Raw genomic sequence first — 14,591 nt, 5'->3', positions numbered from 1 at the left:
AGGTGAAATGATGGAAGGGAGTACTTTTTATTTTGTAGCTTGGATAGGGTGGATTATTGTAACTTTTTTTATGAAAAAGGACTCTATTCGGTGGAAGATAAGCGCTTGTATATTGATTTTTATTATTTGCTCTCCGTTACATGTAACGATTGCTTCATTCACGGTATCAGTAAATGCACTGTTGCTTTGTATTGTTGCTTTTATAGGAACCACGCTCTATTCCATTTGGAAAAAATTATATAGCTTACTTTCGGCACTTATTATTGCAATGTTATATACAAGTTTTCATTTGTTAGAAGTATATGATCCGATTTGGATTGTGGTGGACAGGTTGTTTTTGTTAAGTGTTGCTCTTTTGTATGCATCGGTTTTATTGCATGAGGATCGCATATTACGATTATGTTCTCTTTATATAGGGATGTTACAGGGGGAATTGTTAGTGACACTTATTTTTCGAAAACTACATTTCCCTTATGATTACGGAAGTTTAGCGTTTTTTGATATCGTCGCCGTTGCTACATTTTTCATGGCAATTTTATTTTGGATTGCAAAAGCATCAGTATACATGGAACAGTTTAAGAGGAAAGCACGTAAAAGAAAGGCGAGGGTAATACATGACTGAATATACACCGGCCATTTTATGCGGAGTAATAGCGGGTACAGTAACGAGAGTGCTAATGCTCCGGACAGATACGCGTCAATATCCGACGAGGCTCCACGGGAAAATTATTCACGTTGCGATGGGGTTAATTGCAGCGGCTTTAGGAGCGATTGCGATTCCGTCGATTTTGAAAAAAGATTTTTCTGCTATTACATTTCTTACATTAGCAGCAACACAGTTTCGTGATGTGCGTAATATGGAAAGAAATACCCTTCAACAATTAGATGGATATGAGCTCGTACCGCGTGGAAATACATATATTGAAGGGATTGCATTAGTTTTTGAAAGTCGCAACTATTTGGCGATGTTAACGTCGTTTGCAACGACGTTTGCGTATATAGGGTTCCGTTCATGGATTGCTGGAGTAATTATGGCTATCATCGCATTTATTATCGCGAAAAAATTAATGTCTGGCAAAAGGTTACATGATCTTGTTGATATCGAGCATGTTCCACTTCGTTTTGAAGGAGCGGGGCTGTATATTGATAATATTTACATTATGAATATTGGATTGCCAGCAAGGCAAGAGGAAATTATGAAATATGGAATGGGCTTTATTTTAAGGCCGAAAACAATTGATGCGATGGTGACAATCTCAAACTTAGGACAACGACAAGCTATTTTACATGATGTTTCTGTTGCTTTAGGGATTTATAGAGATTCTGGTACGCCAGCGCTTGTGCCGTTAGCAAAGCGTGATTTAGAAGATGGTAGGGTTGGGATTTTTGTCTTGCCACAAGATCAAGATGCAGAAAAAGCGATAGGTGTCATAGGGAATGTGCCGACGTTAGAAAGTGCTGTTCATATGTCATCGGAAGCCCCGAAAGGAAGGGGAGATAAAAGATGATGTTAGAAAGTGTAATTCTCGCGGTTATTACAACAACACCGGATAAATTTGCTGGTGGTGCCCCTTTGTTTACTTGTGAATCGACAGATGAATTAGAATTTGTTGCAAATAATTTAGAGGCAATTTTAGATGGTATTGCGCATCGCTTACAAGAGAATGTATATATTATTGTGAAACATTAGTAACGTGTGGTATAATGTGAGGTGTTTTGATACGCTGAGAAATATTCTGGAATGCAAATCCCTTCTTGCACAAAGAAGGGTTTTTTACATAATAAACAGAAGCAAGTTGAAAGGATGAAAGTATATGCCGAAACCAGTAATAGCAATAGTAGGCCGCCCGAACGTAGGAAAATCTACTATTTTCAATAGAATTGTTGGAGAAAGAGTTTCAATCGTAGAAGATATACCAGGTATAACGCGAGACCGTATTTATAGTGCGGGAGAATGGTTAAATCATGAGTTTAACATTATTGATACAGGTGGAATTGATATTGGAGACGAGCCGTTCTTGACACAAATTCGTCAACAAGCGGAAGTAGCGATTGATGAAGCGGATGTTATCATTTTTATGACGAATGGTCGCGATGGTGTAACTGCAGCAGATGAAGAAGTTGCTAAAATTTTATATCGTTCTAAAAAACCAATTGTACTTGCGGTAAATAAGGTTGATAATCCAGAAATGCGTAGTGATATTTATGATTTTTATGCATTAGGATTTGGTGAGCCATTCCCGATTTCAGGTACACACGGTTTAGGACTTGGTGATTTGTTAGATGAAGCTGCAAATCATTTTCCAAAGATTGAAGAAGAAGCGTATGACGATGAAACAATCCGTTTCTCTTTAATTGGACGTCCAAATGTAGGGAAATCATCACTTGTAAATGCACTTCTTGGGCAAGAACGTGTAATTGTAAGTAATATAGCGGGAACGACACGTGATGCTGTTGATACACCATATAGTAAAGATGGTCAAGATTATGTAATCATCGATACAGCTGGTATGCGTAAAAAAGGGAAAGTATACGAAAGCACAGAAAAGTATAGTGTACTTCGTGCACTTAGAGCGATTGAACGTTCTGACGTTGTTTTAGTTGTTTTAGACGGAGAAGAAGGTATTATTGAACAGGATAAAAAAATCGCTGGATATGCTCATGATTCAGGACGTGCTGTTATTATCGTCGTAAACAAATGGGATGCAGTGAAAAAAGATGAAAAAACAATGAAAGCATTTGAAGAAAACATCCGTGCTCATTTCCAATTTTTAGAGTACGCACCGATTGTATTCTTATCTGCGAAAACGAAAAAACGTACACAAACATTATTACCAGTTATTAATGAAGTAAATGAAAGCCATAGTATCCGTATTCAAACGAACGTATTAAATGATGTAATTATGGATGCGGTAGCGATGAATCCAACACCAACTCATAATGGTAGCCGTCTGAAAATCTTCTATGCGACACAGGTTGCGGTAAAACCACCAACATTTGTTATATTTGTAAACGATACAGAATTAATGCACTTTTCATATGAGCGCTTCTTAAAGAATCGTTTACGTGAAGCGTTCGGTTTTGTAGGAACGCCGATTCACATTATCGCTAGAGCAAGAGACTAATGGAGAGGATGTGATTTTATGACAAAAATCACAGTAATAGGAGCAGGTAGCTGGGGAACAGCGTTAGCGATGGTATTAGCTGACAATGGACATGATGTACGTATTTGGGGAAATCGTTCTGAACTTATGGATGAGATTAATACCAAACATGAGAATAGTCGATACCTTCCAGGAATTACATTGCCAAGCACAATCGTAGCCTACTCTTCTTTAGAAGAAGCATTAGTAGATGTAAATGTAGTACTTCTTGTAGTACCAACGAAAGCGTATAGAGAAGTATTACAAGATATGAAGAGATATGTAGCGGGTCCGACTACTTGGATTCATGCAAGTAAAGGAATTGAACCTGGTACGTCAAAACGTATTTCGGAAGTGATTGAGGAAGAAATTCCAGAGGACTTAATTAAAGATGTTGTTGTACTGTCTGGACCGAGTCATGCTGAAGAAGTTGGTTTACGTCAAGCGACAACTGTTACGTCTGCAGCAAAGCGTATGGAAGCGGCTGAGGAAGTACAAGATTTGTTTATGAATAGTTACTTCCGTGTATACACAAATCCAGATATCGTTGGAGTTGAACTTGGTGGTGCGTTAAAAAATATTATCGCGTTAGCTGCTGGGATAACTGATGGTCTTGGATTAGGTGATAATGCGAAAGCGGCACTAATGACACGTGGTTTAACAGAGATCGCTCGCTTAGGAAGAAAAATGGGCGGAAATCCGTTAACGTTTGCTGGTCTAACTGGTATGGGAGACTTAATTGTAACTTGTACAAGTGTTCATAGCCGAAATTGGCGCGCGGGTAATTTACTTGGAAAAGGGCACTCTTTAGAAGAAGTGTTAGAAAGCATGGGTATGGTTGTGGAAGGTGTAAGAACAACGAAAGCTGCTCATGAATTGGCAGAGAAAATGGAAGTGGAAATGCCGATTACAGCTGCTTTATATGACGTGCTATTTAATGGGAATAATGTAAAAGATGCAGTAGGCTCATTAATGGGGCGTGTTCGAAAACACGAAGTAGAAGCTATACCTGACTTACTTTAAAGAAAAGCGACAGAAGTACAATTGTACTTCTGTCGCTTTTTATTTGTTTGGGTCTTTTCACCATTTTTTTATTTTTGCATAGGATGAAGAGTAACTTGAGGAGAGGGTGAAAAGAATGGATAATAACATTTTTAATAACATTGAAAAAGAAGCGAAAGTGAATAAAGAAGATATTTTTAAATTAGCATCATCTGTACAAAATGCGAATTTACGTGATGAGACTGTGCTTCGTCAATTGATTCATCAAGTGGCTCTTATGGCAGGACGTGAAGTGCCAAAAGAACAAGAGGATCAAATTGTAAAAGCGATTATTAACAATAATATGCCGGCAGATTTTGGCTCGTTAAGCAAAATGTTTAAAAAATAAAATATGAGAAACAAAGAGTTTGTAGATTGCATATGATAGCCATGAAAGTATTGGAATAGAGCTGTTTTGGGCATATTTGGTCAACCGAAGCGAGAGGATACACTCGCTTCGGTTTTTATGTTTATGGAGACTAGTGGAAAATACTGAAAAACCTATTGATTACAGTTACATATTCGCAATTTGCAGTAAAATGTTCTTTTTGTATTTGTTTAAAGATTTTAATTTGTTAAAATAGTATAAAAATAGATTAATAAAAAGGGGTGTGTATATGTCGGAAGGGCTTATAAAAATGTGGTTTGCTTTAGGGGCAATTGGATTTATGTTTTTTGCAGTAAGTTTTATTTTGCTAAGCAGATATAAAATAAAGAATAAAATTTTGAAAGGGATTACAGCTTTGGTAGCCTACACCCTTATGGTTGTGTCAGGAATTGTTATTTTTCTTGTTGTATTTAGTGGACCTGTACAGCAGTAAAGGGAATGGTCTCGAAAATGCTACATACGGAGTAAGTTATATTAGTATGAAAGGTGATTGCTAGTGAAAAAAGTCCATATTATTTTAATATTTTGTTGTATGAGCCTTTTAACAGGATGTCTGTATCCGAAAGAAAATATGAAACAAAATGCTGTTCCTTATGAAGATCAGCTACAGGTCGTTCAAAAAGCTGTTGCGACATTTAAGGAGCAAAATGGTGGGATATTGCCAATTAAGACGCGGGATATGAATACGCCTATTTATCAAAAGTATCCAATCGATTTTCAAAAGATTGCTCCGCGTTACATACAAGAAGCGCCAGGGAACGCGTATGAAAGCGGAGGAGTATATCAATACGTATTAATAGACGTTGAAACAAACCCGACAGTAAAGTTAATTGATGTTAGGATGGCTGAACAAATTCAGCAGTTATCATTAAAGCTTCGGATGTATCGGGATGAACATCAATATCCACCTTTTAAAAAGATAATTTCAGATGGAGTGTATGAATTAGATTTCAAAAAACTAGGATATAAAGATGTACCGCAAGTGACAAGTCCGTATTCTGGTAAAGGGCTTCCATTTGTAATCAATGAAAAGGGAGAAGTTTTTGTTGATTATAGAATCGATTTATATGAAGCGTTGAAAAAAAATGAAGGGCAATTTAAGGAGGGAGAAGATATTCGGAATATACTTTCGAAAGATTCTCCATTTGTACCTGCGTATTCTTTACCGTATACGGTAAAGAATGGAGAACCAATTTTTTTAAAATCATAAGTCATGAACCTTTCTTTTAGTGAATAAGTTCTAGAAGAAAGGTTTTTTATGTTACACAACTTACGATGCAAACAAAAGGTATTTTTTAATAGTCATATGAAATTGGACAAAATTATATGATATATTGTCCGAACTTCTAGAATACCATTATATTATATCAGATATTATAGACAACGTTAGAGAAGGTATTAGTTGACTATAAACGTGGAATTATTCCCAAAAATATTGAGGGAGGGAATCACTTGGAAAAGGTAGATATTTTTAAAGATATTGCGGAACGCACAGGCGGTGATATTTATTTTGGAGTTGTAGGAGCTGTTCGAACAGGGAAATCAACATTCATTAAAAAATTTATGGAACTTGTAGTTATTCCTAATATTGAGAATGAGTCTGACCGTCAAAGGGCGCAGGATGAACTGCCTCAAAGTGCTGCTGGTCGTACAATTATGACGACGGAACCGAAGTTTGTTCCAAACCAAGCGGTTTCTATCGAAGTAGATGAAGGTCTTGAAGTGAATATTCGATTGGTAGATTGCGTTGGATATACAGTTCCAGGAGCAAAAGGCTATGAAGATGAGAATGGCCCGCGCATGATTAATACTCCTTGGTATGAAGAACCTATTCCATTCCATGAAGCTGCAGAAATCGGCACACGTAAAGTAATTCAAGAACATTCAACGATTGGTGTTGTAATTACAACAGATGGAACGATTGGTGAAATTCCAAGAAGAGATTATATAGAGGCAGAAGAACGCGTCGTAAATGAGTTAAAAGAAGTCGGAAAACCTTTCATTATGATCATCAACACTGTACAGCCGTATCATCCAGATACAGAGCAATTGCGCCAAAGTTTATCTGAAGAATATGATATCCCAGTCATTGCGATGAGTGTCGAAAGTTTAAGAGAAACAGATGTGTACAATGTACTTCGAGAGGCGTTATTTGAGTTCCCTGTTTTAGAAGTGAATGTGAACCTTCCGAGCTGGGTAATGGTGTTAAATGAAGGGCATTGGTTACGCCAAAGTTATCAAGAAGCTGTTCAAGAGACTGTTAAGGATATAAAACGTCTTCGTGATGTGGACCGTGTCGTATGGCAGTTTAGCCAGTATGAATTTATTGATCGAGCGAGCCTAGCTGGCATTGATATGGGGCAAGGCGTAGCGGAAATTGATTTATATGCACCAGATGAATTATATGATCAAATTTTAAAAGAAGTAGTAGGAGTGGAAATTCGAGGGAAAGATCATTTATTGAAGCTTATGCTCGATTTATCTCATGCGAAAATAGAATACGATCAAGTGGCGGATGCCCTGCGTATGGTAAAGCAAACAGGATATGGTGTAGCGGCGCCTGCTTTAGCTGATATGAGCTTAGATGAGCCAGAAATTATTCGTCACGGTTCAAGGTTTGGTGTGAAATTAAAAGCTGTAGCTCCGTCTATTCATATGATTAAAGTAGATGTGGAGTCTACGTTTGAGCCAATCATTGGTACTGAAAAGCAAAGTGAAGAATTAGTTCGTTATTTAATGCAAGATTTTGAAGATGATCCATTATCAATTTGGAATTCTGACATATTTGGACGTTCGCTTAGCTCTATTGTTCGAGAAGGCATTCAGGCGAAACTATCTTTAATGCCAGAAAATGCGAGATATAAATTAAAAGAAACGCTAGAAAGAATTATTAATGAAGGATCTGGCGGATTAATTGCGATTATATTATAAGAAAAAATCCCTCTCATCGTAGAGGGATTTTTTTGATTTTCGCGTATGAAATAGAAAAATAAACAGTCATTATCTAATATATTGTTGTAAATTGTCAAGTTTCATCAGATTTTCACATTTTAAGAGTAAGAATTTCCTTAAAAATATTGAATTATAAAGGAGAATCGTATAATATAGGCGTTGATAATGATTTATCTACATCTTTGTAGTATAGAATTTGCAAAAATTGCCTACAAATGAAAGTAAGACTCATTTTATGATCATTATACAGTCTTATCTTTGGGAGGAGGTGAATGGCATGAACAAGACAGATTTAATCAATGCTGTTGCAGAAGCAAGTTCCCTTTCTAAAAAGGACGCAACAAAAGCAGTAGACGCTGTTTTTGATTCTATCTTAGAAGCTTTAAAACAAGGTGATAAAGTACAACTGATCGGATTCGGTAACTTCGAAGTTCGTGAGCGTGCGGCTCGTAAAGGTCGTAACCCACAAACAGGTGAGGAGATTGAAATCGCTGCAAGTAAAGTACCTGCATTCAAACCTGGTAAAGCGTTAAAAGATGCGGTTAAATAATCCTTACATATTAACAGGGAAGAAGAGTTTCCTTTTTGGAAACTCTTCTTTTTGCTTTTAAAAACATAAATATGCTAGAATGTGTTCGTATCACTTTTAGGTTTTCGGGAGGGCTAGCGGATGGCAAAAGTTAATTTAGAACAAATTGAGCATGCAGTACGCCTTATTTTAGAGGCAATCGGAGATGACCCAAATCGTGAGGGAGTACTTGATACACCAAAGCGTGTTGCAAAAATGTACGCAGAAGTGTTCTCAGGTATGCATGAAGATCCGAAAGAACATTTACATAAAGTGTTCGGAGAAGATCACGAGGAGCTTGTACTAGTAAAAGATATACCGTTTTATTCTATGTGTGAGCATCATTTAGTTCCATTCTATGGAGTTGCTCACGTTGCATATATTCCGCAAGGCGGAAAAGTGACAGGGTTAAGTAAATTAGCTCGTACTGTAGATACAATTGCACGTCGTCCACAACTGCAAGAACGTATTACATCAACAGTAGCGAACTCTATTATGGAAGTACTAGAGCCGCATGGTGTAATGGTAGTAGTAGAAGCGGAACATATGTGCATGACGATGCGCGGTGTGAAAAAGCCAGGTGCGAAAACAGTAACAACAGCAGTACGTGGTGTGTTAGAAAATGATGCTGCAGCACGTAGTGAAATTTTATCTTTTATTAAAACGAAGTAAAGAAGAGTGGGAAACTGCTTTTCTTTTTTTTTTTATGTAAATAAATGATATAGTTTTAGCAAGGCAGAGTGAGAATAGAGAGACTACTAAAAAGAATGGAAGATGTTATTTCATTCGGTGGAAGTTTGGAAAGAGTAGCCAAGTTTTGGTTATAGAAAATAGAATGTATGTGTTATAATAAGTTTTATGAATTAGAAAACAAGGGTGATTTTTGTGTGTGACATCTACGGAGGGTATGCGGGTATAAGAGAGAAATTGATGGAGAAATTATGCCATCCTTATTTTATAAACTATATTGAAGAACCATTTATTGATGAAGAAAAAATAGCATTGTTATATGGTGCTTTAAAAAGTGAAAATTTACATATAGAACAAATCGAGCATTATGTAGTAACGATTATGCTTGTGCAAATTGCGCTTGATACACATGAAAGAGTATCAAATAAAGCAGGGGAAGAAGCGGTTGAATCGCATAAACGTCGCCAGTTAACAGTACTTGCAGGCGATTATTATAGCGGGTTATATTATTACTTATTGTCTATGAATCGTGATATTATTTTAATTCGTGCGCTTGCTGAAGGAATTAAAGAAATTAATGAACATAAAATAATGTTATATCAAAAAGCGCATGAAACGATGGATGACATAATGGAAAGTGTAGTAACGATTGAGTCTGCACTCTTGCAAAAAACATGTGATCATTTTCATTTATCGCATTGGAAGCCGTTTATAACGTATGTACTAGGAAAAAACCGTCTTCAAAAAGAATGTGAACTGCATGCTGATAAACAACATTCACCAGTTTTTCAAGCAGTTCAAGGGATTGCGAAGGATCAAGCGGAGGCAGAAACAGTTATTTATGGATGGATGATGGAACTCAGAAAGAAAGAAAATCAATATTTGGAAAACCACACAGATATAAGAGAAATAAACTCGGTGTTAAGAGATAAATCGAAGACATAAGCAATTTTACATTGGAAGAAGGTACGAGCATGCAACAATCAAAAGAAGAAAGAGTACATGATGTATTTGAGAAAATCTCTGATAAATACGATGTGATGAATTCTGTCATTAGTTTTCAAAGACATAAAGCTTGGCGTAAAGAGACGATGCGCATTATGGATGTAAAACCAGGTAACAAGGCTCTTGATGTATGCTGCGGGACAGCGGACTGGACAATTGCGCTAGCTGGAGCGGTAGGTGAACAGGGCAAGGTTGTTGGTTTAGACTTCAGTGAAAATATGTTATCTGTCGGTAAGCAAAAGGTAGAGGCGTTACAATTAAAACAAGTAGAACTTCTACACGGGAATGCAATGGAACTTCCATTTGAAGATAACACATTTGATTATGTAACGATTGGATTTGGTTTACGTAACGTACCGGATTATATGCACGTATTAAAAGAAATGACGCGTGTAGTAAAACCAGGTGGAAAAGTAATTTGTTTAGAAACATCTCAACCAACAATGATTGGTTTTCGACAAGGATATTTTTTATACTTTAAATATATCATGCCGTTATTTGGAAAGTTATTTGCGAAAAGTTTTAAAGAATATTCATGGCTGCAAGAATCTGCTAGTACATTCCCAGGTATGAAAGAATTGGCTCATATGTTTGAAAAAGCTGGACTTGAACATGTACAAGTGAAGCCGTTTACTTTTGGGGTAGCAGCGATGCATTTAGGTATGAAACCAGAATCAAAATAGAAAAAAGAAAAAAGAAGTTTTAGGTTAAGGTGAACAATATGAAGTTACAACTTATGTACTCTTTTTTACGATCGGATATTAATGTGATAGAAAAAGAATTAAAAAAGACAGTTGCTTCTGAACAGCCATTAGTAGAAGAGGCGGCATTACAACTTATTGAAGCTGGTGGGAAGCGAATTCGTCCTGTATTTGTGTTGCTTGCGGGAAAATTTGGAGATTATAAGTTAGATGCAATTAAACATGTAGCTGTTGCGTTAGAACTTATTCATATGGCTTCTCTTGTTCACGATGATGTTATTGATGCTGCATTTTTACGACGTGGTAGTGCAACTGTGAATGCGAAATGGGGAGATCGTATTGCAATGTATACAGGGGACTATCTATTCGCTAAGTCTCTTGAATGTATAACAAATATCGAAATTCCGGAGGCGCATCAGGCGCTATCGCATACCATTTTAGAAGTGTGTAAAGGTGAAATTGAACAAATTAAAGATAAGTATAACTATGATCAAAATTTAAGAACGTATTTAAGAAGAATAAAGCGAAAAACAGCATTATTAATTGCTGCGAGTTGCCAATTAGGAGCAATTGCTGCTGGTGCTAATCGTGATACGGTAAATCGACTATTTTGGTATGGGTATTTTGTAGGAATGTCGTATCAAATTATTGATGATATTTTAGACTTCGTTTCCACAGAAGAGAAGCTTGGAAAACCTGCTGGCGGAGATTTACTACAAGGGAATATTACGCTTCCTGCCCTATACGCTATGGAAGATCCGATCCTTCGTAAGAAAATCATATCTGTACATGAAAATACAACAGCGGACGAAATGAAAGAAATTATTGAGGCTGTAAAAAATAGTGCCGCTATTGATCAAGCATTTGCGTTTAGTGAACGTTATTTACATAAAGCATTAGAAATCATAAAACCACTCCCACGTGGACAAGCGAAGTATGCATTACAAAATGTAGCAAAGTATATTGGAAAACGAAAATTTTAGTGTTTTTTCTAAAAAATAAAATAATCTCTCTATTTCAAAACTATTGCACAATTGTGATAAGGGTGTTAATATGTGTGTGGGGATATACAATTACATACATAATTCAGAAGTGGAGAGATTTTTTATGGAAAAAACATTTCTAATGGTAAAACCAGACGGTGTACAACGTGCCTTCATTGGGGAAATCGTAGCTCGTTTTGAGAAAAAAGGCTTTCAATTAGTTGGTGCAAAATTAATGCAAGTCACTCCGGAAATTGCTGGACAACACTATGCTGAGCACACAGAAAAACCTTTCTTTGGTGAATTAGTTGACTTTATTACATCTGGCCCTGTATTCGCAATGGTATGGCAAGGTGAAGGTGTAGTAGATACAGCTCGTAACATGATGGGTAAAACAAGACCACATGAAGCAGCTCCTGGAACAATTCGTGGAGATTTCGGTGTAACTGTTGCGAAAAACATTATCCATGGTTCTGATTCGTTAGAAAGTGCAGAGCGCGAGATTGCTATTTTCTTTAAAGAAGAAGAATTAGTTGACTACTCAAAATTAATGAATGAATGGATTTACTAATTATTTTGAAATAATTTGTAAACGCTTTAATCACTGTGATAATAGTAGAAAGTGCAAGGAGAATAGGGGTATTCTTCTTGCACTTTTTTTATTTCAATTAGTTACGAAGTTAGAGCTGTTATGATATATTGATATGTAAAGTAAAAGGCCTATCGGAGAATAAGCGAATGGCTGATGTATTATATAATTTCTTTCATATTTTTAGAGTAAGGAAGGATAATATTATTGCTTAATATAGCGAGATAAATACATATACGAAAAGAGGAATAACGTATGCGATATATTACAGCTGGTGAATCTCATGGTCCACAACTTACAACGATTATAGAAGGTGTACCAGCAGGTCTACCAATAGTTGCGGCTGATATAAATGAAGAGTTAGCTAGAAGGCAAAAGGGATATGGGCGTGGTAGACGCATGCAAATCGAAACAGATCAAGCGCAAATTGTAAGTGGTGTTAGACATGGAGAGACATTAGGCTCTCCAATTGCACTTGTTGTTGAAAATCGTGATTTTACACATTGGACAAAAATTATGGGCGCAGAGCCTTTAACGGAACAAGAAGAAAAAGAAATGAAAAGGAAAGTAACAAAACCAAGACCTGGACATGCTGATTTAAATGGTGCGATTAAATATGGTCATAGAGATATGAGAAATGTACTGGAACGTTCTTCAGCACGCGAAACGACAGTGCGTGTTGCTGCTGGTGCGGTTGCGAAAAAAGTGTTAGCAGAACTTGGTATTACAGTGGCGGGCCATGTAATTGAAATTGGTGGTGTTGCGGCTAAGGAAATTTCGTATAGTTCAATTGAAGAACTAAAAAGTATTACAGAAGCATCACCTGTACGTTGCTTAGATGAAGAAGCAGGTAACCAAATGATAAAAGCAATTGATGATGCGAAAGCAAATGGTGATTCAATCGGTGGTATCGTTGAAGTAATTGTGGAAGGAATGCCAATTGGGGTTGGTAGCTATGTACATTATGATCGAAAACTGGATGCAAAATTAGCAGCTGCAATTATGAGTATTAATGCCTTCAAAGGTGTCGAGATTGGAATTGGTTTTGAAGCAGCGCATAGACCGGGAAGTGAAGTTCATGATGAAATTCTGTGGAATGAAGAGCATGGATATACACGAAGAACAAATAATGCAGGTGGATTAGAAGGCGGTATGACAACTGGAATGCCAATTGTTGTGCGCGGTGTGATGAAACCGATACCTACACTATATAAACCTCTTCAAAGTGTAGATATTGATACGAAAGAGCCTTTTACAGCGAGCATTGAACGTTCAGACAGTTGCGCTGTTCCAGCAGCTAGTGTCGTTGCAGAAGCGGTTGTAGCTTGGGAGTTAGCGACAGCTTTAATAGAACAATTCGGATTAGATCGTATGGACCTTATTCGTGAAAATATTGAGAAACATAATGAATATGCGAGGGGATTTTAATGGGAAACATACATATTCAAACGAAATCAAAAGAATATGATGTACATGTAGGAAAAGAATCGTTGTCACATTTGACAACAATCGTTCAAAATATGCAGCCATCTGTATCAAACATTATGATCATTTCAGATGAAGCTGTTGCATCTTTCCATTTACAGGAAGTTGTAGATGCATTGCAAATAGAGCAAAACGTATTTTCATTCGTTGTACCGAGTGGTGAAAAAGAGAAGTCTTTTGAAAACTTCTATGCGGCTCATACGTCAGCTCTTGAAAACAAATTAGATAGAAATTCTTTAATTATTGCACTTGGAGGCGGGATGATTGGAGATTTAGCTGGCTTTGTTGCTGCGTCGTTTATGCGTGGAATCCGCTTCATTCAAGTTCCAACAACTTTATTAGCTCACGATAGCGCAGTAGGTGGGAAAGTAGCGATTAATCATCCGTTAGGTAAAAATATGATAGGGGCATTCCATCAACCAGAAGCAGTTGTATATCATACGCCCTTTTTACAGTCTCTTCCTGAAAAAGAATGGCGTTCAGGTTATGCAGAAGTGATAAAGCATGCTCTTATTGGTGATGTAAAGCTGTATCATTGGCTAAAAGAAGAAGTGCAAACATTAGCAGATCTTCGTGATGAGAAGTTAATTCATATATTAACGAAGGCGATTCCTGTAAAGGCAAATATTGTATCGCAAGATGAAACAGAAAAAGGTGTACGTGCTCATTTGAACTTTGGACATACGCTAGGCCACGCTCTTGAAAAAGAACTAGGATATGGAAATATTACTCACGGTGACGGAGTAGCGGTTGGAATGTTATTTGCTATATTCTTAAGTGAGCAAGTGTACAAGGTTGATCTTGCTTACGAAGAGATGAAGCAGTGGTTCTTACAATACGGCTATCCAAAAATGCCAAGTGATTTAAATATAGAACGCCTCGTTCAACTGATGAAACAAGATAAGAAAGCAAATGCTGGAGCAATTCATATGGTATTAATGCAGGAATATGGGGTAGTAAATGTCGTATCTATTTCAGATGAGACTGTTCATATTGCGTTAGAGGCATTTCAAAAGGATATGGTATAAAAATAGGTAACAGCTATG

General features: G+C 36.9%; 17 protein-coding genes. All 17 read left to right on the top strand.

Going from position 1 to position 14,591, the window contains the following annotated elements:
- Positions 1–10: 10 nt before the first annotated feature.
- The 17 genes from ACTFOB_RS13890 (at position 11) to aroB (ending at position 14,573) form a co-directional block, all read left to right on the top strand.
- A complete protein-coding gene (locus ACTFOB_RS13890; RefSeq protein ID WP_440025182.1) occupies positions 11–622 on the top strand; it encodes a YphA family membrane protein in 612 nt (203 codons plus the stop codon).
- Complete coding sequence (locus tag ACTFOB_RS13885) at positions 615–1,508, top strand: YIEGIA family protein (RefSeq protein WP_151631077.1); 894 nt, start codon at positions 615–617, stop codon at positions 1,506–1,508. Before ACTFOB_RS13890 ends, ACTFOB_RS13885 begins: the two co-directional genes overlap by 8 nt.
- Positions 1,505–1,690: a capping complex subunit for YIEGIA gene (locus tag ACTFOB_RS13880; protein ID WP_151631076.1), complete on the top strand. Its 186-nt coding sequence runs from the start codon at positions 1,505–1,507 to the stop codon at positions 1,688–1,690. The genes ACTFOB_RS13885 and ACTFOB_RS13880 overlap by 4 nt, the downstream gene beginning before the upstream one ends.
- 124 nt (positions 1,691–1,814) lie before the next feature.
- Positions 1,815–3,125: a ribosome biogenesis GTPase Der gene (gene der / locus ACTFOB_RS13875; RefSeq protein ID WP_001125888.1), complete on the top strand. Its 1,311-nt coding sequence runs from the start codon at positions 1,815–1,817 to the stop codon at positions 3,123–3,125.
- An 18-nt stretch (positions 3,126–3,143) separates the two neighbouring features.
- Positions 3,144–4,166, top strand: coding sequence for an NAD(P)H-dependent glycerol-3-phosphate dehydrogenase (locus tag ACTFOB_RS13870; RefSeq protein ID WP_440025181.1), 1,023 nt, complete (start codon positions 3,144–3,146; stop codon positions 4,164–4,166).
- Positions 4,167–4,281: 115 nt separating this feature from the next.
- Positions 4,282–4,533, top strand: a complete 252-nt coding sequence (locus ACTFOB_RS13865) for a stage VI sporulation protein F (protein WP_000369753.1) — start codon at positions 4,282–4,284, stop codon at positions 4,531–4,533.
- 268 nt (positions 4,534–4,801) lie between these two features.
- Positions 4,802–5,005: a DUF2768 domain-containing protein gene (locus ACTFOB_RS13860; RefSeq protein ID WP_001288997.1), complete on the top strand. Its 204-nt coding sequence runs from the start codon at positions 4,802–4,804 to the stop codon at positions 5,003–5,005.
- A 63-nt stretch (positions 5,006–5,068) separates the two neighbouring features.
- A complete protein-coding gene (locus ACTFOB_RS13855; protein ID WP_151631074.1) occupies positions 5,069–5,782 on the top strand; it encodes a hypothetical protein in 714 nt (237 codons plus the stop codon).
- Between the two features lie 242 nt (positions 5,783–6,024).
- The gene (gene spoIVA, locus ACTFOB_RS13850) at positions 6,025–7,503 is read left to right on the top strand and encodes a stage IV sporulation protein A (RefSeq protein WP_000416519.1); all 1,479 of its coding nucleotides are present in this window, start codon (positions 6,025–6,027) and stop codon (positions 7,501–7,503) included.
- A 298-nt stretch (positions 7,504–7,801) separates the two neighbouring features.
- Complete coding sequence (locus ACTFOB_RS13845; protein WP_001043860.1) at positions 7,802–8,074, top strand: HU family DNA-binding protein; 273 nt, start codon at positions 7,802–7,804, stop codon at positions 8,072–8,074.
- A gap of 120 nt (positions 8,075–8,194) precedes the next feature.
- A complete protein-coding gene (gene folE / locus ACTFOB_RS13840) occupies positions 8,195–8,764 on the top strand; it encodes a GTP cyclohydrolase I FolE (RefSeq protein ID WP_001151482.1) in 570 nt (189 codons plus the stop codon).
- A 213-nt stretch (positions 8,765–8,977) separates the two neighbouring features.
- Positions 8,978–9,727 (top strand): heptaprenyl diphosphate synthase component 1, encoded by a 750-nt coding sequence (locus ACTFOB_RS13835; RefSeq protein ID WP_440025180.1) that lies wholly within the window; start codon positions 8,978–8,980, stop codon positions 9,725–9,727.
- Between the two features lie 29 nt (positions 9,728–9,756).
- A complete protein-coding gene (gene menG, locus ACTFOB_RS13830; RefSeq protein WP_076536331.1) occupies positions 9,757–10,470 on the top strand; it encodes a 2-heptaprenyl-1,4-naphthoquinone methyltransferase in 714 nt (237 codons plus the stop codon).
- Between the two features lie 38 nt (positions 10,471–10,508).
- Positions 10,509–11,471: a heptaprenyl diphosphate synthase component II gene (gene hepT / locus ACTFOB_RS13825; protein ID WP_098273458.1), complete on the top strand. Its 963-nt coding sequence runs from the start codon at positions 10,509–10,511 to the stop codon at positions 11,469–11,471.
- 124 nt (positions 11,472–11,595) lie between these two features.
- On the top strand, positions 11,596–12,042 hold the full coding sequence (ndk, locus tag ACTFOB_RS13820) for a nucleoside-diphosphate kinase (RefSeq protein ID WP_000415885.1): 447 nt from the start codon (positions 11,596–11,598) through the stop codon (positions 12,040–12,042).
- A gap of 273 nt (positions 12,043–12,315) precedes the next feature.
- Positions 12,316–13,488 (top strand): chorismate synthase, encoded by a 1,173-nt coding sequence (gene aroC / locus ACTFOB_RS13815; protein ID WP_440025178.1) that lies wholly within the window; start codon positions 12,316–12,318, stop codon positions 13,486–13,488.
- Positions 13,488–14,573: a 3-dehydroquinate synthase gene (gene aroB, locus ACTFOB_RS13810; RefSeq protein ID WP_440025176.1), complete on the top strand. Its 1,086-nt coding sequence runs from the start codon at positions 13,488–13,490 to the stop codon at positions 14,571–14,573. Before aroC ends, aroB begins: the two co-directional genes overlap by 1 nt.
- Positions 14,574–14,591: the final 18 nt, after the last annotated feature.

The organism is Bacillus cereus group sp. MYBK79-1, assembly GCF_051915365.1.
In the GTDB taxonomy this organism is placed as follows: domain Bacteria; phylum Bacillota; class Bacilli; order Bacillales; family Bacillaceae_G; genus Bacillus_A.
This window is presented reverse-complemented; position numbering and strand designations above follow the sequence as displayed.